21 protein-coding genes and 1 other RNA gene are annotated in these 23388 nt (G+C 69.7%); 8 read left to right on the plus strand and 14 right to left on the minus strand.

What is annotated here, in order from left to right; translation table 11 throughout:
- Positions 1-211: 211 nt before the first annotated feature.
- From DQP57_RS22490 to DQP57_RS22520, 7 genes are all read right to left on the minus strand, one after another.
- On the minus strand, positions 212-1072 hold the full coding sequence (locus tag DQP57_RS22490; protein WP_112634854.1) for a TIGR03619 family F420-dependent LLM class oxidoreductase: 861 nt from the start codon (positions 1070-1072) through the stop codon (positions 212-214).
- Positions 1069-1713: a PaaI family thioesterase gene (locus tag DQP57_RS22495; protein WP_112634855.1), complete on the minus strand. Its 645-nt coding sequence runs from the start codon at positions 1711-1713 to the stop codon at positions 1069-1071. The genes DQP57_RS22490 and DQP57_RS22495 overlap by 4 nt, the downstream gene beginning before the upstream one ends.
- Entirely contained in the window at positions 1710-4694 is a 2985-nt protein-coding gene (locus DQP57_RS22500) for a bifunctional [glutamine synthetase] adenylyltransferase/[glutamine synthetase]-adenylyl-L-tyrosine phosphorylase (RefSeq protein ID WP_112634856.1), read from the minus strand. The genes DQP57_RS22495 and DQP57_RS22500 overlap by 4 nt, the downstream gene beginning before the upstream one ends.
- 50 nt (positions 4695-4744) lie before the next feature.
- Positions 4745-6085 carry a type I glutamate--ammonia ligase gene (gene glnA, locus DQP57_RS22505; RefSeq protein ID WP_112634857.1) on the minus strand — a complete coding sequence of 447 codons (1341 nt, stop codon included), beginning with the start codon at positions 6083-6085 and terminating at the stop codon, positions 4745-4747.
- 81 nt (positions 6086-6166) lie between these two features.
- Entirely contained in the window at positions 6167-7735 is a 1569-nt protein-coding gene (locus DQP57_RS22510; protein WP_112634858.1) for an alpha/beta hydrolase, read from the minus strand.
- A gap of 169 nt (positions 7736-7904) precedes the next feature.
- A complete protein-coding gene (locus DQP57_RS22515) occupies positions 7905-9467 on the minus strand; it encodes an alpha/beta hydrolase (RefSeq protein ID WP_112634859.1) in 1563 nt (520 codons plus the stop codon).
- A 52-nt stretch (positions 9468-9519) separates the two neighbouring features.
- Positions 9520-10923, minus strand: a complete 1404-nt coding sequence (locus DQP57_RS22520; RefSeq protein WP_112634870.1) for a WS/DGAT/MGAT family O-acyltransferase — start codon at positions 10921-10923, stop codon at positions 9520-9522.
- A 131-nt stretch (positions 10924-11054) separates the two neighbouring features.
- On the opposite strand from DQP57_RS22520, the gene panB reads away from it, so the two are divergent.
- Positions 11055-11903, plus strand: coding sequence for a 3-methyl-2-oxobutanoate hydroxymethyltransferase (panB, locus tag DQP57_RS22525; RefSeq protein WP_112634871.1), 849 nt, complete (start codon positions 11055-11057; stop codon positions 11901-11903).
- A gap of 178 nt (positions 11904-12081) precedes the next feature.
- Complete coding sequence (locus tag DQP57_RS22530) at positions 12082-13269, plus strand: 1,4-beta-xylanase (RefSeq protein ID WP_205869207.1); 1188 nt, start codon at positions 12082-12084, stop codon at positions 13267-13269.
- A gap of 10 nt (positions 13270-13279) precedes the next feature.
- Here DQP57_RS22530 and DQP57_RS22535 read toward each other — a convergent pair whose 3' ends face one another.
- On the minus strand, positions 13280-13660 hold the full coding sequence (locus tag DQP57_RS22535; protein ID WP_240631852.1) for a heme-binding protein: 381 nt from the start codon (positions 13658-13660) through the stop codon (positions 13280-13282).
- A 188-nt stretch (positions 13661-13848) separates the two neighbouring features.
- Between DQP57_RS22535 and DQP57_RS22540 the strand changes: the two genes are divergently transcribed.
- Complete coding sequence (locus tag DQP57_RS22540) at positions 13849-14097, plus strand: hypothetical protein (RefSeq protein ID WP_112634861.1); 249 nt, start codon at positions 13849-13851, stop codon at positions 14095-14097.
- A 131-nt stretch (positions 14098-14228) separates the two neighbouring features.
- Positions 14229-15773, plus strand: a complete 1545-nt coding sequence (locus DQP57_RS22545) for a CYTH and CHAD domain-containing protein (RefSeq protein ID WP_112634862.1) — start codon at positions 14229-14231, stop codon at positions 15771-15773.
- A 4-nt stretch (positions 15774-15777) separates the two neighbouring features.
- Here DQP57_RS22545 and rnpB read toward each other — a convergent pair.
- Positions 15778-16180: RNase P RNA component class A (gene rnpB / locus DQP57_RS22550), an RNA gene on the minus strand.
- Positions 16181-16257: 77 nt separating this feature from the next.
- Here rnpB and DQP57_RS22555 point away from each other — a divergent pair.
- Entirely contained in the window at positions 16258-16968 is a 711-nt protein-coding gene (locus tag DQP57_RS22555) for a 2OG-Fe(II) oxygenase (protein WP_205869206.1), read from the plus strand.
- Positions 16969-16973: 5 nt separating this feature from the next.
- Here the strand turns inward: DQP57_RS22555 and DQP57_RS22560 are convergent, their stop codons facing one another.
- Complete coding sequence (locus DQP57_RS22560) at positions 16974-17606, minus strand: class I SAM-dependent methyltransferase (RefSeq protein WP_112634863.1); 633 nt, start codon at positions 17604-17606, stop codon at positions 16974-16976.
- A gap of 47 nt (positions 17607-17653) precedes the next feature.
- Between DQP57_RS22560 and DQP57_RS22565 the strand changes: the two genes are divergently transcribed.
- The 3 genes from DQP57_RS22565 (at position 17654) to DQP57_RS22575 (ending at position 19511) form a co-directional block, all read left to right on the plus strand.
- Complete coding sequence (locus DQP57_RS22565) at positions 17654-18229, plus strand: helix-turn-helix domain-containing protein (RefSeq protein WP_112634864.1); 576 nt, start codon at positions 17654-17656, stop codon at positions 18227-18229.
- 84 nt (positions 18230-18313) lie between these two features.
- Complete coding sequence (locus DQP57_RS22570) at positions 18314-19156, plus strand: helix-turn-helix domain-containing protein (RefSeq protein ID WP_112634873.1); 843 nt, start codon at positions 18314-18316, stop codon at positions 19154-19156.
- A complete protein-coding gene (locus DQP57_RS22575) occupies positions 19110-19511 on the plus strand; it encodes a VOC family protein (RefSeq protein ID WP_112634865.1) in 402 nt (133 codons plus the stop codon). The genes DQP57_RS22570 and DQP57_RS22575 overlap by 47 nt, the downstream gene beginning before the upstream one ends.
- Before the next feature lie 18 nt (positions 19512-19529).
- On the opposite strand, the gene DQP57_RS22580 is transcribed toward DQP57_RS22575, so the two are convergent.
- The 4 genes from DQP57_RS22580 to cobC form a co-directional block, all read right to left on the minus strand.
- Positions 19530-20681: a bifunctional RNase H/acid phosphatase gene (locus tag DQP57_RS22580; protein ID WP_112634866.1), complete on the minus strand. Its 1152-nt coding sequence runs from the start codon at positions 20679-20681 to the stop codon at positions 19530-19532.
- Positions 20678-21415, minus strand: a complete 738-nt coding sequence (locus tag DQP57_RS22585) for a zinc ribbon domain-containing protein (protein WP_112634867.1) — start codon at positions 21413-21415, stop codon at positions 20678-20680. Before DQP57_RS22585 ends, DQP57_RS22580 begins: the two co-directional genes overlap by 4 nt.
- Positions 21412-22551 (minus strand): Nif3-like dinuclear metal center hexameric protein, encoded by a 1140-nt coding sequence (locus tag DQP57_RS22590; protein ID WP_112634868.1) that lies wholly within the window; start codon positions 22549-22551, stop codon positions 21412-21414. The genes DQP57_RS22585 and DQP57_RS22590 overlap by 4 nt, the downstream gene beginning before the upstream one ends.
- A partial coding sequence (cobC, locus tag DQP57_RS22595) for an Rv2231c family pyridoxal phosphate-dependent protein CobC (protein ID WP_112634869.1) occupies positions 22548-23388 on the minus strand: 841 nt, incomplete at its 5' end. The genes DQP57_RS22590 and cobC, both read right to left, overlap by 4 nt.

Consider the following 23388-nt stretch of genomic DNA (forward strand, 5'->3'; position numbering starts at 1 on the left):
AGATACCGGCTTCACTGGCCGGAACACCCTTGGCGACCAGAACCCAAAACTCACGTACTAACGAACGCGACGGTGGCAGTGAGCCTTGCATGCAACACTCCTACGGGAAAGTGTTGCATCCATCCCTTGGACTCAAGCGGCGTGTCGTCGCAACTGATTAAGTGTCGCGGACTTCGCGCGGCGCAGCCAAGCGACGGACGGCGCCGCGCGCTCAGCCGTCGAACGCGAGGTCCTTGCGGAAGCGCTGCATGCCGTCGATCTTGTCGTCCAGGCTGGCGTCGGGCCCGGCATAGAACATCCACGGCATGGTGATGATGCCGGTGATGCCGGCGTCCTCGACCCGCCGGTAGTCCGCGGCGGTGAACGCGTCGGTCAGCGGCGTCAGGATGGTGAAATCGTCCATGGTCAAACCGTTTTCGGCGCGCAGCTCCCGCAGCCGCCCGACCGCCTCGATGGCCCGCTCGGTCTTGATCAGATCGCCGATCCAACCGTCGTTGCGGGCGGCGCGGCGCAACGCGATCTCGCTGAGCCCACCGACATACACCGGTATCGGCGGCGGAGTGGGTTGCATCTCGAGGCGCGGCGCGGAAAAGAACTCGCCCTCGAACTCCGTCCAGCCCGGCGCCCACAGCGCCCGCATCAGCTCGATGATCTCGTCGGTGCGCTTGCCGCGCGCCTCGAATCGCTCACCCATCAAAGCGAATTCCTCGCGGCACCAGCCCACCCCGATGCCCAGCTCCACCCGGCCGGACGCCAGTACCGCCGCCGTGCCGATGGCTTTGGCCGCCGAGTACGGGTTGCGCATCGCGGGGATGTAGACGGTGTTGACGAACCGCAACCGCGTGGTGACCTGAGCCAGCGCACCCACGAGGACCCAGGGATCGGGCCAGTCGGTGAACGGTTGCCAGCGCCGTTGTCCGTCTTTGGTGTACGGGTACGGGGTCTGCAACGTCTCGAGATTGACCACGTGGTCGGGAATGCCGATCCCGTCGTAGCCGAGCTCGTCGGCCGCCTTGGCCAGCTCGATGATCTCGCGGGTGTTCAGGAAGGCGCTGCTGATGTAGAACTTCACTGCCCCTCCTGCGCCCAGGCCGGCTCGATGAACACGCCGTCGGCCTCGACGGTGACGCCGGCGGCATCCGAAATGGTGCCGCGCGCAAAGACTTTGCGGCCCTCCTTGCCGTCGACCCACGCCTCGCAGCGCAGCGGACCCAGCGGCGTGCCGCGCAGATATTTCACGGTGATGGTGCCGGTGAACCGCGCTTTGGACAGCCCCTCGCTGGCCGCCTCGCCGAGCATGTGGTCGAGCACCAGGGCGCTGACGCCGCCGTGCACCAGTTTGGGCGGGCCCTCATAAGCCGAGCCGAGGGTGAACTCGCTCCAGCAGCGCCCCTCGCCCTCGTGGTGCACGACGATCGGCGGCGCGATGGGATTGCACACGCCGATCGCGGCGTTGCCCAACGGCAGCGGGCGGCCGTTGACGCGGTAGCTCACCCCCATCGGGCGGGTGCGTCGCCGCAGCGCCGCGGTGACGGCCTCGATCGCCTTCCGGGCCTCGGCGACGACGTCGTCATCGGCCTCGGTGCGGATGGTGGCGTCGACGAGTTCGCGCACCGCGTCGGCCAACGGAGCGTAGAGCGCCGTCACGCGCTCGGCCTCCGCCGCGCTGAGCACCTCGAATACGGCGTCCAACGCGCCGGCCTCCTGACTCAACTTCCGAACACCTTGCGCACCACCGCTTTTGCCCTTCTCGTCACCCGTAGATAGTTGTCCAGGAACTCCCCGCCCTCGTCGGTGGGCCAGCCCGCGGCCACGGCCACGGCGTTGAGCTGGCGTCCGGGCCCGGGCAGCTGATCGGTGGGCTTGCCGCGGACCAGCACCAGCGCGTTGCGGGCCCGGGTGGCGGTCAGCCAGGCCTGCCGCAACAGGTCCACCTCGTCGGCGGGCACCAGCTCGGCGGCGGCGATCGCGTCCAGGCATTGCAGGGTCGACGTGTTGTGCAGGGCGGGAATCTCGTGCGCGTGCCGCAGTTGCAGCAGCTGCACGGTCCACTCGATGTCGGCCAGTCCCCCGCGGCCCAGCTTGGTGTGGGTGTTGGGGTCCGCGCCGCGCGGCAGCCGCTCGGAATCGACGCGGGCCTTGATGCGCCGGATCTCCTGCATCGCCTCGGTAGACACCCCGTGGGGTGGATAGCGGGTCTTGTCGGCCATCAGCAGGAACCGCCGCCCCAGCTCCGCGTCGCCGGCGACCGCGTGCGCCCGCAGCAGCGCCTGGATCTCCCACGGCTGCGCCCACTGCTCGTAATAGGCGGCGTAGGAGGCCAGGGTCCGCACCAGTGGGCCCTGGCGACCCTCGGGCCGCAGGTTGGCGTCGACCTCCAGCGGCGGGTCGACGCTGGGGGTGCCCAGCAGCGCCCGCACCTGCTCGGCGACGCCGGTCGCCCAGCGCACCGCCGCGGAATCCTCGACTCCGGGCGCCGGCTCGCAGACGAACATCACGTCGGCGTCGGACCCGTAGCCCAACTCGGCGCCGCCCAGCCGGCCCATGCCGATGACCGCGATGGCCGCCGGCGCCCTGCCGCTCACGGGCAGGTTGGCCCGGATCATCGCGTCCAGCGCGGCCTGCAGCACCGCCACCCACACCGAGGTCAGCGCCGCGCAGACGTCGGTGACCTCGAGCATGCCGAGCAGGTCGGCCGATGCGATGCGGGCCAGCTCGCGGCGCCGCAGGGTGCGCGCCCCCGCGATCGCCCGGACCGGGTCGGAGTAGCGACTGGCCGAGGCGACCAGCGCGCGGGCCACCGCCGCGGGCTCGGCGTCGAGCAGCCTCGGCCCCGACGGCCCATCGCCGTAGTCCTGAATCACCCGGGGGGCCCGCATCAGCAGGTCCGGCACGTAGGCGGAGGTCCCCAGCACGTGCATGAGCCGGCGGGCCACGGCGGGCTTGTCGCGCAGCGTGGCCAGGTACCAGCTCTCGCCGGACAGCGCCTCGGACAGCCGCCGGTAGGCCAGCAACCCGCCGTCGGGGTCGGGCGCGTACGACATCCAGTTCAGCAGCCGCGGCAGCAGCACCGACTGCACCCGCCCGCGCCGGCCGCTCAGGTTGACCAGGGCCGACATGTGCTTCAGCGCGGTCTGCGGACCCTCGTAACCCAGCGCCGCCAGCTGGCGTTCGGCGGCTTCGGAGGTCATGCCGTGGGCGATCTCCAGCCCGGCCGGGCCGATCGATTCGAGCAGCGGCTGATAGAAGAGCTTGGCGTGCAGCTGGGACACCCGCAGGTTCTGGTGGCGCAGCTCCTCGCGCAGCACCCCGGCCGCGTCGTGGCGGCCGTCCGGCCGGATGTGGGCGGCCCGCGCCAGCCAGCGCACCGCCTCCTCGTCGTCGGCCTCGGGCAGCAGGTGGGTGCGCTTGAGGCGCTGCAGCTGCAGCCGGTGCTCGAGCAGCCGGAGGAACTCGTAGGAGGCGGTGAGGTTGGCGGCGTCCTCGCGTCCGATGTAGCCGCCCTGGCCCAGCGCGGCCAGCGCATCCACCGTCGACGCCACGTGCAGCGAGTCGTCGCCGCGGCCGTGCACCAGCTGCAGGAGCTGCACGGCGAATTCCACGTCGCGCAGCCCGCCGCTGCCCAGCTTGATCTCGCGGCCGCGGACCTCGGCGGGCACCAGCTGCTCGACCCGGCGGCGCATGGCCTGCACCTCGGGCACGAAGTCCTCACGCTCGCAGGCGACCCACACCATCGGCATCAGCGCGTCCAGGTAGCGCCGTCCGAGCTCCGCATCGCCCACCGCCGCACGGGCTTTCAGCAGCGCCTGGAACTCCCAGGTTTTGGCCCAACGCTGGTAGTAGGCGATGTGCGACTCGACGGTGCGGACCAGTTCCCCGCTGCGACCCTCGGGCCGCAGGCCGGCGTCGACCTGAAAGAACGCCTCGGAGGCCAGCCGCATCATCTCGCTGGCCACCCGGGTGGTGACGGTGTCGGCCTGCTCGCCGACGAAGATGACGTCGACGTCGCTGACGTAGTTCAGTTCGCGGGCACCGCATTTGCCCATCGCGATCACCGCCAGCCGCGGCGGGGTCCGCTCGCCGCACACGCTGTTCTCGGCCACCCGCAGGGCGGCGGCCAGCGCGGCGTCCGCCAGGTCCGAGAGGTGGGCCGCCACCACGGTGAACGGGACCACCGGCTCGTCCTCGACGGTCGCGGCCAGGTCCAGCGCGGCCAGCACCAGCAGCTGGTCGCGATACAGGGTGCGAAGGCGCACCATCGCCGAACCCGGCGCAGCCAGCGCCTCGTCCACGCAGCCGGTGAACATCGCGCGCAGCTCGTCGCGGGTAGGCAGTGTGACGTTGCCGCGCAACAGTTTCCAGGACTGCGGTTGGGCGATCAGGTGATCGCCCAGCGCCAGCGACGCGCCGAGAACGCCGAACAACCTGCCGCGCAGCGGGCGTTCGGCGAGCAGTGCGGCGTTGAGTTCGTTCCACCCCGAGTCGGGGTTCTCCGACAGCCGGACCAAGGCCAGCAGCGCGGCGTCGGGATCGGCCGCGCGCGACAGCGACCACAGCAGGTCGACGTGCGCCTGGTCGTCGTGCTCGTACCACCCCAGCTGCGCCATGCGTTCGGCCGCTTGCGGATCGACCAACCCGAGCCGGCCGACGCTGGGCAGCCTGGGGCGCTGCGTCGCGGGTTTGGTCACGACCACGACCGTAGCGCAAGCCGCCGGTCTTCCGACTGATCGGCGCTCGGTGGGACCTACAGGGACAGGTAGGTGCTCAGCTCGTACGGGGTGACGTGGCTGCGGTAGTTGGCCCACTCCGTGCGCTTGTTGCGCAAGAAGAAGTCAAAAACGTGCTCCCCCAAGGTTTCCGCGACCAGCTCGGAGGACTCCATGGCGCGCAGCGCGCTGTCCAGACTCGTCGGCAGCTCGCGGTATCCCATCGCGATGCGTTCCTCGGCTGTCAGGTCCCACACGTTGTCCTCGGCCTGCGGTCCCAGCACGTAGCCCTTCTCCACCCCGCGCAGCCCGGCGGCCAGCAGCACGGCGAAGGTCAGGTACGGGTTGCAGGCCGAGTCGGGGCTGCGCACCTCGACGCGCCGCGACGACGTCTTGTGCGGTGTGTACATGGGCACCCGCACCAGCGCGGACCGGTTGGCCGCGCCCCACGACGCGGCGGTGGGCGCCTCGCCGCCGCCGACCAGCCGCTTGTAGGAGTTGACCCACTGATTGGTGACGGCGCTGATCTCCGAGGCGTGCTCGAGGATCCCGGCGATGAAGGACTTGCCCACGTCGGAGAGCTGCAGCGGGTCGTCGGGGCTGTGGAACGCGTTGACGTCACCCTCGAACAGGCTCATGTGGGTGTGCATCGCGGAGCCGGGGTGTTGCCCGAACGGCTTGGGCATGAACGTGGCGCGGGCGCCGTTCTCGATCGCGACCTCCTTGATGACGTAGCGGAACGTCATCACGTTGTCGGCCATCGACAGGGCGTCGGCGAAGCGCAGGTCGATCTCCTGCTGGCCGGGCGCCCCCTCGTGGTGGCTGAACTCCACCGAGATGCCCATGAACTCCAGGGCTTCGATCGCGTGGCGGCGGAAGTTGGAGGCGGAGTCGTGGACGGCCTGGTCGAAGTAGCCGGCATTGTCGACGGGAACCGGCGGGGTGCCGTCGTCGGGGCCCGGCTTGAGCAGGAAGAACTCGATCTCGGGGTGCACGTAGCAGGAGAAGCCCAGGTCGTTGGCCTTTTGCAGCTGGCGACGCAGCACGTGCCGCGGGTCGGCCCACGACGGCGATCCGTCCGGCATGGTGATGTCGCAGAACATCCGCGCCGAGTGGTGGTGGCCGTTGGGCGAGGCCCACGGCAGCACCTGGAAGGTGGACGGGTCGGGGTTGGCCACGGTGTCGGATTCGGAGACCCGCGAGAAGCCCTCGATGGAGGATCCGTCGAAGCCGATGCCCTCCTCGAAGGCGCCTTCGAGCTCGGCCGGGGCGATGGCGACCGACTTGAGGAAACCGAGCACATCGGTAAACCACAGCCGAACGAAACGGATGTCTCGTTCCTCGAGGGTGCGGAGGACGAATTCCTTCTGTCGATCCATAACCCGAACAGTATGCAACCGCTGTTAATTCTGTGTTACCGATGCCCGCTCAGAACCATTGCGAGGCGCGCCGGGCGCTGGTCAGGACTGGCAGTGGTAGCCGGCCGGCGGCGGCGTGCCGGCGACGAAATAGCGGACGACGGCGTTGTCCACGCATTGGTGGCCGTTGAACACCGCGGTGTGCTGGGTCCCGTCGTAGGTGATCAGCGGGCCGCCGAGCTGGCGGGCCAGGTTCACCCCTGCCTGATACGGCGTGGCCGGGTCGTGTGTGGTGGAGACGACGACGACCTTGCCCGGCGCCATGGGCGGCGCGGCGTGCGGCGCCGACGTCGCCGGCACCGGCCACAGCGCGCACAAATCGCGCGGAGCATTTCCGGTGAACTGCCCGTAGCTCAGGAAAGGCGCGGCCTGTCGGATCCGCTGATCGGCGTTCACCCAGCTGGCCTGGTCGGTCGGGTTCGGCGCGTCGACACAGCGGATCGCGTTGAACGCGTCCTGGTCGTTGGAGTAGTGCCCGTTCTTGTCGCGCCCGTCGTAGTCGTCGGCGAGCAACAGCAGGTCGCCGGCGTCGGTCCCGCGCGCCAGCCCAAGCAGCCCGCTGGTCAGGTATTTCCAGTGCGCCGGCGTGTAGAGCGCGTTGATGGTGCCGGTGGTCGCGTCGGCGTAGCTCAGGCCGCGCGGGTCCGCGGTGCGGCCCGGCTTGGTGGCCAGCGGGTTGACCAGCGCGTGGTAGCGATTGACGAACTGGGTCGGGTCGGTGCCCAGCGGGCAGCCCGGCGAGCGGGCGCAGTCGGTGGCGTAGTCGTTGAAAGCCGTTTGGAATCCCGCCATTTGGTTGACGTTCTCGTCGATCGGCCCGACGGTCGGGTCGATGGCGCCGTCGAGCACCATCGCCCGCACGTGGTTGCTGAACTTCTCCAGGTAGGCGGTGCCCAGCTCGGTGCCGTAGCTGTAGCCCAGGTAGTTGATCTGGTCGTCGCCGAGTGCCTGGCGCACGACGTCCATGTCGCGCGCGACCGAGGCGGTGCCGGTGTTGGCCAAGAACGCCGCGCCCATCCGGTTGGCGCACTGCTGGGCCAGTTGCCGGTAGAGCTGCTCGATGTGCGCGACCCCGCCCGGGCTGTAGTCGACCATCGGCTCGCGCCGGTACGCGTCGAATTCGGCGTCGGTGCGGCAGCGCAGCGCGGGCGTCGAATGACCGACGCCTCGGGGGTCGAAGCCGACCAGGTCGAAGTTGCGCCTGATCGCGGAGTTCTCCAGATCCGGGGCCATCGAGGCCACCATGTCGACCGCCGAGCCGCCGGGGCCGCCGGGATTGACCAGCAGCGCGCCGACCCGTTGCCCGGAGGCCGGGATCCGGATCACCGCCAGCTTCGCCTGCGCGCCGGCGGGATTGTTGTAGTCGATCGGTACCGACACGGTGGTGCACTGCGCGGTGGGGATTTCGCTTGTGTCACCGACGAATTGGCCGCAGCTTCCCCAACCCTGCGGCACCGCCGCCGACGGCGGGTTCGGGCCCGGCGTCTGCCCGGCGCCGGGTTCGGGCGTGGCGACGGCCACCGGCTGCGCGACGACGCAGGTGCCACCGAGCAGCAACCCGAACGAAAACAGCGCCGAGCTCAAGGATCTCAGGCGCGACATGGCTGTCATCGTTGCAGCCCCCGGTACCCGTCACAGCGCGAAACGATTACGCCTTGGTCTCGGCTCTCAATGGGCGCGGGCCCTCGCCGAGCGTGCGCTCACGGCGAAGAATCGACGAAAATCCCGCTCTGAGTGCACGTTCGGCGCCAGCGACGCGGGCCGCGTCGTCAGCGGCCGGTCAGCACTTGGCGCCGCTCGGCGGGATCGAGCCGCTGACCAGATACGCCGTCACGTAGTTGTCGATGCAGCCGTCGCCCTGGAACACCACCGTGTGCTGGGTGCCGTCGTAGGTGAGCAGCGAGCTGCGCAGTTCGTTGGCCAGATCGACCCCGGCCTTGTACGGGGTGGCCGGGTCGTGGGTCGTCGACACCACCACGGTGGGCGCCAGGCCGGGCGCGGAAATGGTGTGCGGCTTGCTGGTTGGCGGCACCGGCCAGAACGCGCAGGTGCCCAGCGGCGCGTTGCCGGTGAACTGCCCGTAGCTCATGAACGGTGCGACCTCGCGGGAGCGGCGGTCCTCGTCAATCACCTTGGCGCGGTCGGTGATCGGCGGCTGGTCGACGCAGTTGACCGCCACCCGCGCGTCGGTGGCGTTGCTGTAGTGGCCGTGCGAGTCGCGGCGCATGTACATGTCGGCCAGCGCGAGCAGGGTGTCGCCGTGGTGGTCGACGAGTTCGGCCAGGCCGTCGGTGAGGTGATGCCACAGGTTCGGCGAGTACAGCGCCATGATGGTCCCGATGATCGCGTCGCTGTAGCTCAGTCCGCGTGGGTCGTTCGTCGGGACGGGCCGGCCCACCATCGGGTTGTTCGGGTCGACCATCGGGTCGACCAGGCTGTGGTAGACGTCCACGGCTTTGGCCGGATCGGTGCCCAGCGGGCAGGTGGGTTGCTTGGCGCAGTCGGCGGCGTAGTCGTTGAACGCGTCCTGGAATCCCTTGGCCTGACGCAGGTCGGCCTCGATCTGGTCGGCGTTGGGGTCGACGGCTCCGTCCAGGATCATCGCCCGCACGTTGTGCGGGAAGGCCTCGGCGTACGCCGAGCCGATCCGGGTGCCATAGGAGTAGCCGAGGTAGGTCAGCTTCTCGTCACCGAGCGCCGCGCGGATGGCATCGAGATCGCGCGCGACGTTGACGGTCCCGACGTTGGCCAGGAAATCCTTGCCCATCTTGTCGATGCAGCGGCCGACGAACTGCTTGGTCTCGTCCTCCATGTGCGCCACACCGGCCGGGCTGTAGTCGACGTTGGGCTCGGTGCGCAGCCGGTCGTTGTCCGCGTCGGAGTTGCACCAGACCGCCGGGCGCGACGCCCCAACCCCTCGGGGGTCGAAGCCCACCAGGTCGAAGCGTTCGCGGACCTTCTTGGGCAACGACTGCACGACGCCGAGCGCCGCTTCGATGCCGGACTCCCCCGGCCCGCCGGGGTTGATGACCAGCGAGCCGATCTTGTCCCCGGTCGCGGGGAAACGAATCATCGCCAGCGTCGCCACGTCGCCGTCGAGGTGGTCGTAGTCGACCGGCACGGCCAGTTTGCCGCACAACGCGCCGGCCGGAAGTTTGACCTTCGGGTTCGCCGCCCGGCACGGCGTCCACTCCACGGCCTGGCCCAGCTTCGGCCCGGACATGACGGCACGTCCCACCACCACGCGGACGCAGCCGGCCAGCAGCAGCGCCACGGCGCCCATCGACGTCCAGATCAGCAGCGTGCGCGCGATCTTGGCGCGGCGAGACGGGCCCATGCCCACCTATGCTGCCAGAGGAAACCTGAGATCCTGATTAGCGGCACCGCCTCCGGAGCTACCGCGCGAGCGCGAGCAACTCCTCCAACCCCACCGCGAACTCGTCGGCCATCTCCCATAGGTCCGGCAGCAGATCCGGGCAGGCCACCAGACCGATGTCGAGTTTGCCCCGCAGCGACATCGCGGTGATGTTGAGTCCGGAGCCGTGAAATATCGGCCCCAACGGATACATCGATTTGACCTCGGACCCCAGCATGTACAGCGGAACCTGCGGGCCGGGCACGTTGGAGACCACCAAATTGTGCACCGGCATGCTGTCGGTGAACCGGGTCCTGGCATACAGCCGCATCGCAATACCGAAAACCGCCGGCGCGGCGAATTGCGACCAGTCCTGCAGCAGCGACGCGCCGATAGCCGAACTGTGTTCTTTGGCAATCGAATTCGCCTCGGCGATGGCTTTCAGGCGTTGCACGGGATCGGCGATCTCGGTATGCAAACTGGAAAACATCGCCGATACCTGATTGCGGCCGGGCCGGTCGGATTTGCCGTGCACCGAAACGGGGACCGAGGCCACCAGCGACGATTTCGGTAATTCGTTGCGGTCGGTCAGGTATTGGCGGAGCACCCCGGAAACCAGTGCCATCACGACATCGTTGACTTTGACGTCGAATTTGTTCTTCACCGTTTTGACGTCGTCGAGATCCAATTCGGCATAAGCGACGTTGCGGCGGTCGCTGATTTTGGCATTGAAGACGGTTCGCGGCGCCGCGAACGGGCGGGCCATGGCCAGGCCATCGCGCGCCCGTCGCACCGTGGCGAGCACCGACGAGACGGTGTCGGGCACCATGTTGGCCAGGTGCAGCGGCCGGGTCGCGAAGCGGACGAGCCCGCCGGCCGCGATCCGCCAACCCTGGGCTCCGCCGACGCCCTCGACCGGCTCCGGGGGCGGGGCGTCGGCCTCGGTCGCGCACAACTGCGACATCAGGTCGGCGCCGGTCACCCCGTCGACGCCGGCGTGGTGCACCTTGGTCACCACCGCGAGCCGGCCCCCGACACCGTCCGAGCGGTGGCAGTCCGTGCCGGCCACGCCTTCGATCACCCACATCTCCCACAGCGGCCGGCCCCGGTCCAATGGCGTCTCGGCGATGTGGCCGCAAATCTCGGAGAGCTCGGCCCGCCCGCCCGGCGCCGGCACCGCGATGCGATGCAGATGCCGGTTAATGTCGAATTTCTCGTCGTCCACCCACACCGGGTGGTCGAGGTTCAGCGGGCTGTTCGCCAGCTTCTCGCGAAACGCCGGGATCGCCTTGATGCGCAGCGCGAGGGCGTCGCGCAGCCGGTCAAAGGCGTAGCCGCCCGGCACCGTCGACGTGTCCAGTTCGATGATCGAGCACACATGCAGGGGCTGTGACGACGTCTCGAGGTACAGGAAGCTGGCGTCCAGTCCACTCAGCCGCTGCATGCGCAGCATGGTATGTCTCACACCGCCGCGGCGGTGCAACTGCGCAAAAGAAATGGCAGAATCAAGTGGTCAAACGAACCCGGGGACCTTGAAGGCCACGAGGATCGAACCGACCACCTCTAGGGACAATGATGTCTGAGCACAACGTTTATGGTGCCAACCCGCCCGAGCAGCCCGACAAGCCGCGGCCCAAGATTCGCACCCATCACCTGCAGAAGATGAAGGCCGAAGGCCACAAGTGGGCCATGTTGACGGCCTACGACTATTCGACCGCCCGCGTTTTCGACGAGGCCGGCATCCCGGTGCTACTGGTGGGCGACTCGGCGGCCAACGTGGTCTACGGCTACGACACCACCGTTCCCGTGTCGATCGACGAGCTGATTCCGCTGGTGCGCGGCGTGGTGCGGGGCGCCCCGCACGCGCTGGTGGTCGCCGACCTGCCGTTCGGCAGCTACGAGGCCGGACCGGCCGCCGCGTTGGCCGCCGCCACCCGCTTCATGAAGGAGGGCGGCGCGCACGCGGTCAAGCTCGAGGGCGGCGAGCGGGTGGCCGAGCAGATCGCCTGCCTGACCGCCGCCGGCATCCCGGTGATGGCGCACATCGGGTTCACCCCGCAAAGCGTGAACGGCCTGGGCGGATTCCGGGTGCAGGGCCGCGGTGACGCGGCGGAGCAGACCGTGCACGACGCGATCGCCGTCGCCGAGGCCGGCGCGTTCGCCGTCGTGATGGAGATGGTGCCCGCCGAGCTGGCCACCCAGATCACCGGCAAGTTGACCATCCCCACCGTCGGGATCGGGGCCGGACCGAACTGCGACGGCCAGGTCCTGGTGTGGCAGGACATGGCCGGCATGAGCGACGGCAAGCCCGCCCGCTTCGTCAAGCGGTTCGCCGACATCGGCGCGGAATTGCGCCGGGCCGCAACGCAATATGCGCAAGAGGTGGCCGGCGGCGTGTTCCCCGCCGACGAGCACTGCTTTTAAACCCACCGCGGCGCATTCATCACCGGCACGCTTCACGCCTGGTCGGCGGGGTTATCCCCGTCCCAATCAAACCGCTGAAAAGCGTTGCGGTACAGCGCTGTACGATTGCCCGCAGAGACGAACCGAACTCTGACGAGCAGGGGTGGACCACATCGACCGGGGGAATCGCGGTGACTTCGTGCACCGTCGAGCGGTGTTGACGTTGCCGCTGCTGGTGGCAGGAGGCATGGCATTGGCCCAGACACCGCGCGCGTCCGCCCAACCGCCCCGCACCTCGCCGCAGGCCGCCCGGTGGTCACCCGAGCGCGCCAACCGCTGGTATCAGGCGCAGGGCTGGCCGGTCGGCGCGAACTACATCACCTCCACGGCCATCAACCAGCTGGAGATGTTCCAGCGCGAAACCTTCGACCCCCGGCGCATCGACACCGAACTGGGCTGGGCGCAGAGCAACGGGTTCAACGCGATCCGGGTGTTCCTGCACGATCAGCTCTGGGCGCACGATTACCGCGGGTTCCAGGGGCGCCTCGCGCAGTTCGTCGACATCGCGGCGCGCCACGGCATCAAGCCGCTGTTCGTCTTGTTCGATTCGTGTTGGGATCCGTTCCCCCAGGCGGGTCCGCAGCGCGCGCCGCGGCCGGGCATCCACAACTCCGGCTGGGTGCAGAGTCCGGGGGCGGCGCGTCTCGACGATCGCGGCTACCTGCGCACCATGCGCGGCTATGTCACCGGGGTCCTGACGCAATTCCGCAGCGACGACCGCGTTTTGGGTTGGGATCTGTGGAACGAGCCGGACAATCCCGCCGACGCCTACGCCACGGTCGAGCGGAAAGACAAGGTGGACCTGGTCGCCCACCTGCTCCCCCAGGTGTTCGAGTGGGCGCGGCTCGTCGATCCCTGCCAGCCGTTGACCAGTGGCGTCTGGCACGGCGAGTGGGCCGATCCGGGTCGCCGCAGCGTCATCAGCGGCATCCAGCTCGACAACTCCGACATCATCACCTTTCACTCCTACGCCGCGCCGGCGGAGTTCGAGAGCCGCATCGCCGAACTCGTCGGTCAGGGCCGGCCGATCCTGTGCACTGAGTACATGGCCCGGCCGCTGGGCAGCACCGTCCAGGACATCCTGCCCATCGCGAAGCGCGCAGGCGTCGGCGCGTTCAACTGGGGGCTTGTCGCCGGGAAGACGCAGACCTACTTCCCCTGGGATTCCTGGGACCAGCCGAACCCGGACCCCGCGATGCCGCAGGAGTGGTTTCACGACCTGCTGGGCCCCGACGGGCGGCCGTTCCGCGACACCGAGATTCAGACGATCCTCGAGTGCGGCGACCTGGCGATGCATCTGCAGCCGCCGCCACCCCCGCCCGGCTGACGGAGCTCGGTCAGCGGCACCGATTCTGGAAGTCGGTCAACGGCTGGCGGATGCCCTCGAGGTCGGCGTGCGTCTGCGGGTTGGCGTCCATGTACTGCTTCAACTGCGCACGCATATCCTCGCGCGGCTGCCCCTTCAAACTGGTGAAGTAGGCGTTGACGTCCGGGTGGGTGAACAGGTACGCCGACGTCGCCGCGGCGACCCCCGACGACACCTGGGCAAGGTCGGCCGCCGTGCAATTCGGTTGCGACGAGGGCGCCGGTTCCGGGTCGTCCGCCGGCCAATCCGCGGCGGCCGAACCCGCCGTCGCGAAAAGCATTGCCACGCTGAGCGCGCCGGCCGCCATCGCGCCGCAAACGATTCGGGCCGCCGGGCGAACAAAAGACACCATGGAAAAGCTCCTTCGTCTTCGCGTCCGCAGGCGCGGCCGTTATCCGTACCGCAAACCATAAGGGGTTTTCACGCCGCGCATGCGCCAATTCGGGCGGGCAAAGAAATTGCGGAGCCATTCGTCAATCTGGCCCGCCCACCGCGCTGCGACGGCACAATGCATCCAGGGTGGCTGGAAGGAGACCGCAGATGAATCGGCGCCGCTGGTTTGCCGCGTTGCTGGCGTTCGCGGGCTTGGCCGCGACCCCCGCCATTCTCGTTCCGACCCATTCCGCCGATCGGGTGGAGGCGACGGTCTGCGTGGGCGCGGGCCGACGCATTTCGGTGAGCGGATGCACCAACATCGCCGACAACATCCAACGCTATGTGCCGCCGCCGGCGGTTTATGCGCCGCTGCCCGAAGACGACACGACGGCCCCTCCGCCGCCGCCGCCGTAACGGCGGTCGCGCCGACAGATCCGCGGCGGCCTCGTCGCTTTCATATGGCAGGCTATGGGTGCTCATTTCCACCAACCACCCACGTCCACGGCCGCGGTGACGCGCCCCACGCGCCCTTAACGGAGCCGAAGATGCCTGCAAAAGCGCCGCAGACCTCGCGTCATCTCGAGGTCGAGCGCAAGTTCGACGTGGTCGAGTCCACCGTGTCGCCCTCGTTCGAGGGGATCGCCGCGGTTGCCCACGTCGAGAAGTCGCCGATGCAAACCCTGGACGCGACGTACTTCGACACGCCCGTACACGACTTGGCGCGCAACAAGATAACCCTGCGCCGCCGCACCGGTGGCACCGACGCGGGATGGCACCTGAAGCTCCCGGCCGGACCCGACGCCCGCACCGAGGTGCGCACACCGCTGGATGCCTCGGGCGCCAACGACACCGTGCCCGACGAGCTGACCGACGTGGTGTTGGCGATCGTCCGCGACCGTCCGCTGCAGCCGGTCGCGCGCATCACCACCCGCCGCGAGAGCCAGGTGCTCTACGACGCCGCGGGCACCGCGCTGGCCGAGTTCAGCAACGACCATGTCACCGCGTGGTCGACGCGGGACTCCGAGGACGCCGACGCGCCGACCGAGCAGGAATGGCGCGAGTGGGAATTGGAGCTCCTGGAAGCCAGTGGCCTGTCCAACGGCACGGCCGGCGTCGAGCTGCTGAACCGGTTGAGCAACCGGCTCCTGGACGCCGGCGCCGCGCCTGCCGGTCACGGCTCCAAGCTGGCGCGGGTGCTCGGCACCACCCCGGCGCCCGACGGCGCTGCGCCGCCGGAAGATCCGCTGCAGCGCGCGATCGCCGAGCAAGTCCGCGAGCTCCTGGTGTGGGATCGCGCGGTGCGCGCCGACGCCTACGACTCCATTCACCAGATGCGGGTGACCACCCGCAAGCTGCGCAGCCTGCTGCGGGACTACCAGGAGTCGTTCGGGCTGCCCGATGACGGCTGGGTGCTCGACGAGTTGCGCGAGCTCGCCGGAATACTGGGCGTGGCGCGCGACGCGGAGGTGCTCGCCGAGCGATACGAACGCGACTTGGACTCACTCGCACCGGAATTGGTGCGCGGACCGGTGCGCGAACGTCTTGTCGGGGGCGCCCAGCGGCGTTACCAGACCGGGCTGCGCCGGTCGTTGATCGCGATGCGCTCGCAGCGATACTTCCGCCTGCTCGACTCCCTCGACCTGATAGCGGCCGAAATCCCGGGTGCCGCCACCGCCGAGACACCCGCACCGGTGACCATCGACGCCGCCTACAAGAAGGTCCGCAAGGCCCAGAAGGCGGCCGCGGAGGTCGACCGCGAACACCCCGACGACCACCACCAACGCGACGAGGCGATCCATCGAATCCGCAAGCGCGCCAAGCGACTTCGCTACACCGCGTCGGCCACCGGCGCGGACGGGGTGGCCGCGCAGGCCAAGGCGGTCCAGTCGCTGCTCGGCGATCATCAAGACAGCGTCGTCAGCCGCGAGCATCTGCGTCAGGAGGCCGAGACCGCGCACGCCGCCGGCGAGGACACCTTCACCTACGGGCTGTTGTATCAGCGCGAGGCCGACCTGGCCGATCGGTGCCGCGACGAACTCGACGACGCGCTGCGCAACCTGGCCAAGGCGGTGCGCAAAGCGGGCCATTAGAAGGCGGACGAGTTGGCCTGTAAGCCGGATTCTGTTCCCCGCCGCCGCGCATGAGCAACGGCGACGCGGCGGCGACCATCCATCTGGACACACCGTCACCGGGTGCCTCGAGCGGCCTACCCGCAGGCTCGGGCGAGCAACCCTCGAACGCCTGCGCGGCCGCACCACAAGGTGCGGCCTTCTTGGCCTTGCTTCGGGTGGGGTTTGCCGAGCCACCCCGGTCACCCGGGATGCTGGTGCGCTCTTACCGCACCGTTTCACCCTTACCACCGCGTGGGTGGCGGTCTGTTTTCTGTGGCACTTTCCCGCGAGTCACCTCGGATTGCCGTTAGCAATCACCCTGCTCTGTGAAGTCCGGACTTTCCTCGAACCGCCTTGCGACGGTCCGCGGTCGCCCGGCCAACTCGTCCGCGACGAACCACGGTACTACCTGCGGCAAGCCGGGGCCAGCAACCGCGGCTCGCGCGGCTCTATCGTGGACCTGGTGGACCGATGGGAAAAGCGCGTCGGCTCCGGCGACTGGAATGCCATCGCCGCCGAGGTCGACCAGTACGGCGGGGCGCTGCTGCCGCGGCTGCTCACGCCCACCGAAGCGGCCCGGCTGCGCCGGCTCTACCCAGACGACGACCTGTTCCGGTCGACCATCGACATGGCGCCCAAACGGTACGGCGCCGGGCAATACCGCTATTTTCACGCGCCCTACCCCGAACCGATCGAAGCGCTCAAGCAAGCGCTGTATCCCCGGCTGCTGCCGATAGCGCGCGATTGGTGGGGCAGGCTCGGCCGCGACGCGCCGTGGCCGGACAGCCTCGACGACTGGCTGGCGGCCTGCCACGCCGCCGGCCAGCGCAGGTCCACCGCCCTGATGCTCAAATACGGTGCGGGCGACTGGAATGCGTTGCATCGAGATCTGTACGGCGAATTGGTCTTTCCGCTCCAGGTCGTCATCAACCTGAGCGACCCCGACACCGACTACACCGGCGGTGAATTCCTGCTCGTCGAGCAACGGCTGCGGGCCCAATCACGCGGCATGGCAACACAACTGCCGCAGGGACACGGCTATGTGTTCACCACCCGGGAACGGCCGGTGCCCTCGGCGCGGGGTTGGTCTGCCGCGCCGGTGCGCCACGGCGTCTCGGTGGTCCGCTCCGGCGAGCGCTATGCGATGGGGCTGATCTTTCACGACGCGGCGTAACGGGTCTATCCGGTTCGTCGCAGGACCATCACGTTGTCGGCCATCGTTCCGGCTTCCCCGTTGGGGCCCACCATTTCGCGCTCGACGGCCTCCGTCCGCAGTCGCGCCCAGCGCGGCGCGTCCAGGCGCAGCGACGCGAGGACCTCCTCGATGCCGGCGAAGTGGTGATCGTGATGCTCCGCCCACGGCGGCGGCGCGCCGTGGTCGACGATCAACAGCACACCGCCGCGATTCACCCGCTCGGCCGCGCGTTGCAGCACTCCGTCGCGTTCCAGCCGAGCCGGCGAATGCAGGTATTGCGCGGACACCAGATCGAAGGTCCCGTCGGGGAAGCTCTCGTTGAGATCATGGCGTTGGAAGTCGATGCGCGTGAGCACATTCCGGGCCGACGCCGCCTCCGTCGCCCGGCGCAGCGCGGTGGCCGAGACGTCGACGGCCACCACCTGCCAGCCGCGCTCGGCGAGCCACAGCGCGTCGGCCCCTTCCCCGCAGCCCAGGTCGAGAGCCCGGCCCACCGGCAGGTCGGCGGCCACCTCGGCCAGGCGGGGATTGACCCGCCCGCTCCACACCCGTTCCGCCGAGCGGTAGCGCTCCTCCCAAAACTGCACAGCATCATCAGGTTTGCATGAATTCTCCATGCCGCGAGCTTGCCTAGACCGGGTGATGTTTGCCAAGCTGAATTGCCATGCAGGCAAAAACTATGCCCGACATCGACCTCCTGGTGCGTCGGCGGCTCCGGGAACTGCGCGTGCAGCGCGGCCTGACGCTGCAAGAGGTCGGCGAGCGCGCCGGCATCGACGTCTCGACGCTGAGCCGCCTCGAATCCGGGAAGCGCCGGCTGGCCTTGGATCACCTGCCCCGGCTGGCCCGGGCCCTGTCGGTCAGCACCGACGAGCTGTTGCAGGCCCCGCCGGCCGCCGATCCGCGGGTGCGCGGCACCGCGCACACCCACCACGGCGTCACCTATTGGCCGCTGACCCGGCAGGGCCCGGCCGGCGGCCTGCACGCGTTCAAGGTTCGGGTCAGCGCGCGGCGCCGCAACCCGCCCGCCGAGCTGCCGGTGCACGAGGGCCAGGACTGGATGTATGTGCTGTCCGGGCGGATGCGGCTCATCCTGGGCGAGCGCGACTTCACCATCGACCCCGGCCAAGCCGTCGAGTTCTCGACGTGGACGCCGCACTGGTTCGGCGTGGTGGACGGCCCGGTGGAGGCCATCGTGATCTTCGGGCCGCACGGCGAGCGGCTGCACCTGCACAGCTGACCGGTGCGGCGTTAGCGTGGTGGGGTGGACCGGGGCTCGGAATATCACGTGGCGGCGCCGCACAGCGCGCCGGGCGTGACGTCCATGGTCGGATACCGGACCCTCGACGTTCCCGAGACCGTGCACCGCGGCATGCCATCCTCGTTGTTGACGTTCATCGTCAGCCTCGACGACGGGGTCGAGGCGGGCGACACCGCCGGCGCCCTGGCCGTTGCGCGCCCCAACCCGTTGCTGCTGAGCGGCCTGCACGTCCAGGCCAGCCACGTGCGGCAGCGCCGCGGCCAGGCCGGCGTGCAGCTGGCGGTGCATCCGCTCGCATCACGCGCGCTCTTGGGCGTGCCTAGCGCCGAGCTACCCGTCGCCGAATACGATGCGACCGCCGTGCTGGATCGCGGCGCCCTCGAATTGCACGATCGCGTGACCGAGGCGCACGGCTGGCCGGACGTGTTCGCCTTGGTGGCCGACTACCTGATCAAGGCACGGCGGCGCCGCGAGCGTGCGAGCGTGCGTCCCGAGGTCGCGTACGCCTGGCGCCTGCTGGAGCGCAGCCGGGGCCGGATACCGGTGGCCGCCGTGGCGGATACGGTCGGCGTGACCACCCGGTACCTGACGACGCTGTTCGGCCAGGAGGTCGGCCGCTCGCCCAAGACGGTGGCGATGCTCATGCGCTTCCAGCACGCGACGGCGCGCATCGCCGCGTCGGCGCGCCGGTACGGGCGCGTCGACCTGGCTGCGGTCGCGGCCGCGACGGGGTACAGCGACCAGGCGCACATGACCCGCGAATTCGTCCGGTTCGCCGGTGTGCCGCCGCGACGGTGGCTGGCCGACGAGTTCCGAAACATTCAAGACGGCGGCCATTCGTTCGGCGCACAGTGGGACCATGACCGCTTCGAATCCGACCGTCTGGTTGACACTGCAGGCCCATGACGCACCCAAGCTGATCGATTACTACGTCGACACATTCGGCTTCGTCCTCGCGGCGCGCTACGGCGAGGGCGAGACCGTCGATCATGCGCAACTGAACTGGCCGCACGGCTGCGGAGGCATCATGCTCGGCAGCCATAAGCCGGGCGCCGAATGGTGCCGCGAACCGGGCACCGCCGGCGGCTACATCGTCACCACCGATCCCGACGCACTCTACGAGCGGGTACTGCAGCGCAAGGCCGAGGTCGTGCGTCCGCTCTGCGAAACAGATTACGGTGCCAACGAATTCACGGTGCGCGATCCAGAGGGCAACCTGTGGTCCTTCGGCGACTACCGCGGCGAGCCAGCGCCGGCGTGACGCCGTGAACCCTCGCCCTCAGCCCCCGAGGTACGCCGTCTGGTTGACCAGGCGCACCGAAGACGCTCCGTCGGAATAGAATTCGGCGATGCTCAACGACGCCAGGTCGAGGTGCAACCGGTACAGGATGCCTGGCCCGGCGTCCAGCGCCTGGCGCAGCAGCATCTTGATGGGGGTCACGTGCGACACCAACAGCACCGTCGTGCCCTGCTGGGCGGCGACGATCCGGTCACGCGCCCTCGACACCCGATCGGCCACCGCGTCGAAGCTTTCCCCGTCCGGCGGGGCGGTGCTGGTGTCGCGCAGCCAGCGACCGTGCAGTTCGGGGTCGCGCTCGGCCGCCTCGCCGAATGTCAGCCCCTCCCAGGCGCCGAAGTCGGTCTCGATCAGGTCGTCGTCGACGGTCACGTCCAGTCCCAGCGCCTTGGCGGCCGCCGCCGCGGTGTCGTAGGCGCGCTGCAGCGGTGAGGCGAATACCGCCGAAATGCCGCCGCGCTGCGCCAGATAACGCGCCGCCGCGTCGGCCTGCCGGCGCCCCAGTTCGGTGAGCGCGGGGTTGCCGCGCCCCGAATACCGGCGCTGCACCGACAGCTCGGTCTGGCCGTGGCGCAGCAACAGCAGCCGGGTCGGGGCGCCGCGCGCGCCGGTCCAGCCGGGCGCGGACGGGGACGGCGCCGCCACCGACTCAGCCGCCACCGACTCGGCCGGCTCGGGTTTCGGCGCCGGCTCCGGTGTCGGCCCCGCCTCGGGGGTGTCCGTCACGGCCTCGGCGGCGGCGTCCATCGCCTCGTTGGCCAGCCGGTCGGCGTGCGTGTTGCGCTCCCGGGGAATCCACGAGTAGCTGATCCGCGCGAACCGCGCCGCGCGGCTGCGGGCCTGGTTGTGCAGCTCGATCAGGTCGGGGTGCTTGACCTTCCAGCGCCCGGACATCTGTTCCACCAGCAGCTTGGAATCCAGGTACACCGCGGCCTCGGTGGCGCCGACGTTCAGGGCGTCGTCCAAACCGGCTATCAGACCCCGATATTCGGCGACGTTGTTGGTTGCCCGGCCGATGGCCTGCTTGGCCTCGGCCAGCACGGTCGTGCGGTCCTGGTCCCACACCACCGCGCCGTATCCTGCCGGTCCGGGGTTGCCGCGCGATCCGCCGTCGGCCTCGATGACGACCTTCACTGATCAAAACCCTTGACCCGCAGCAGGATCGCGCCGCACTCCGGGCAGCGCACCACGTCGTCCTCGGCGGCGGCCGAGATGCGGGACAGCTCGCCCCGGTCGATCTCGAGCCGGCAGGCCCCGCACCGGCGCCCCAGCAGCTGCCCGGCGCCCGGGCCTCCCCCGGCGCGCTGACGTTCGTACAGGGCGGACAGCGCCGGGTCCAGTGCGGCGCTCAGCGAGTCGCGCCGCGAGGACTGACGTTCGCGGGCCTGGCTGATCTCGGCGACCGCGGCGTCGAGAGCCTCGCGCGCGCTGGTCATTTCGGCCTCCAGGGACGTGAGCGTCCGCTGCTCACCGTTGAGCTGGGATTGCAGCTCCTCGCGACGTTCCATCACCTCCAGCAGCGAGTCCTCCAGGCTGGTTTGACGGCGCTGCAGGGTCTCCAGCTCGTGCTGAAGGTCCGACAGCTGCTTGGCGTCGATCGTTCCCGACTGCAGCAGCGAGCGGTCGCGATCCTCGCGCTGGCGCACCGCGTCGATCTCCCCCTCCAGCCGCGACACGTGCGCGTCGATGTCTTCCAGGGCGATGCGCACGGCGCCCAGCCGGTCACCGGCGGCCTCGTAGTCCGCCTGCAACCGCTCGCAGGCCTCTTGCTCGGGCAGATGAGTCGCCCGGTGCGTGATGCGCGACAGCTCGGCATCGAGTTTCGACAATTCGAGCAACGAACGCTGCTGCGCCACTTCGGCTTTCACGACTTCTCACCCCCGGACCGGTGCTCGACGTTCCAAGGGTCGGTGCGAATCGAGCTCACCCGCACCGCAAGCTCCGCACCGAAACGCGACCGTAGCAGGCCCGCGGCCTGTTCACACCATGGGAATTCACTTGCCCAATGTGCCACATCGATCAACGCCACCTCGGAGGCCCGGCGGTGTTCGTCGGCCGGGTGGTGCCGCAGGTCGGCCGTCACGTAGGCCTGCACGCCGGCACCGGCCGCGGCGGACAGCAAGGAATCCCCAGCGCCGCCGCACACGGCGACCCGCGACACCGGCATGTCGGGGTCCCCCGCCGCCCGCACCCCCCAGGAGGTCCGCGGCAGCGCCGCGTTCACACGGGACACGAAGTCGCGCAACGGTTCCGGTCGCGGCAGCGTCGCGACGCGGCCCAGCCCGGTGTCGCCGGGCGGAGGCACCATCGCGAAGATGTCGAAGGCGGGCTCCTCGTAGGGATGGGCGGCGCGCATCGCCGCCAGCACCGCGGCCCGTAAACGAGCGGGCGCGACCACCTCGAACCGGTCCTCGGCCACCCGCTCGACATTGCCCACGCTGCCCACCGCCGGTGCGGCGCCTTCGTGCGGCAGGAACTGCCCGATGCCGCTGACGCTCCAGCTGCACTGCGAATAGTCACCGATGTGGCCGGCCCCAGCCGCAAACACCGCCGCCCGCACCGCATCCGCGTTCTCGCGCGGCACGTAGACCACCCACTTGTCCAGGTCGGGTGCGCCGGCGGCCGGCTCGAGCACGGCCTCGACGTCCAGGCCCAGGGCCGCGGCCAGCGCGTCGGAGACCCCCGGGCAGGCGGAGTCGGCGTTGGTGTGCGCGGTGAACAGCGACCGCCCGGTCCGGATCAGCCGGTGCACCAGCGCGCCCTTAGGGGTGCTGGCCGCCACGGAGGCCACGCCGCGTAACAGCAGGGGGTGGTGGGCCAGCAGTAGGCCGGCGTCGGGAACTTCGTCGACGACCTCCGGCGTGGCGTCGACCGCGACGGTCACCGACCGCAACTCGTCGTCGGGGTCCCCGCACACCAGCCCCACCGAATCCCAGGACTCGGCGAGCCGCGGCGGATAGGCCTCATCGAGCACCGCGATGACATCGGCCAGCTGCACGCTCACCGCTGCCCCCCAAGATGTCCCGTCGTTTCGGAGATGGCTTGCGCCAACTGCGGCCACTCGGGGCGCACCGCGGCCCGCAGGTACCGCTCGTCCAGGCCGACGAACGTATCACAGCGCCGAATGGCAATTCCCCTGTCATGCAGATGTTTTCGTAGCTCGACGGCGTGGGGTGTGCGGAACAGCACGAACGGAGCCTGCCCGTCGACCACCTCGGCCCCCACCGACGCCAGGCCGGCCACCATCTCGGCGCGTAGTCGCGCCAATCGCGCCGCCCCGGCCGCCGCGTCGGCGACCGCCTGCCGGCCGCAACATTCCGCGATCGCCGTCAGTTGCAGCGTCCCCACCGGCCAGTGCGCCCGCTGAGCCGTCAGCCGCGCCAGCACCTCCGGGGAACCGACCGCGTACCCCACCCGCAGCCCGGCCAGCGCCCACGTCTTGGTCAAACTGCGCAGCACCAGCACGTCGGGCAGCGCATCGCCGGCCAGCGAGTGCGGCTCACCGGGAATCGAGTCCGCGAACGCCTCGTCGACCACCAGGATCCGCCCGGGCCGGCGCAACGCCAGCAGCTGCGCCCTGGTGTGCAGCACCGAGGTGGGGTTGGTCGGATTTCCCACGACGACAAGGTCCGCGTCGTCGGGAACGGACGCATCGGCCAGGCCGAACGGCGGCTCCAGCACGACGTGGTGCACCGGCACCCCGGCCGCGGTCAGCGCGACGGCCGGCTCGGTGAACGCCGGGGCGATGATCGCCGCCCGCCGCGGGCGCAGGTTGCCCAGCAGGGCGAACGCCTCGGCCACCCCGGCCAGCGGCAGCACCTCGTCGCGGACCCGGCCGAAG

Origin of the sequence: Mycobacterium colombiense (genome assembly GCF_003284935.1) — a bacterium.
Lineage (GTDB): Bacteria > Actinomycetota > Actinomycetes > Mycobacteriales > Mycobacteriaceae > Mycobacterium > Mycobacterium arosiense_A.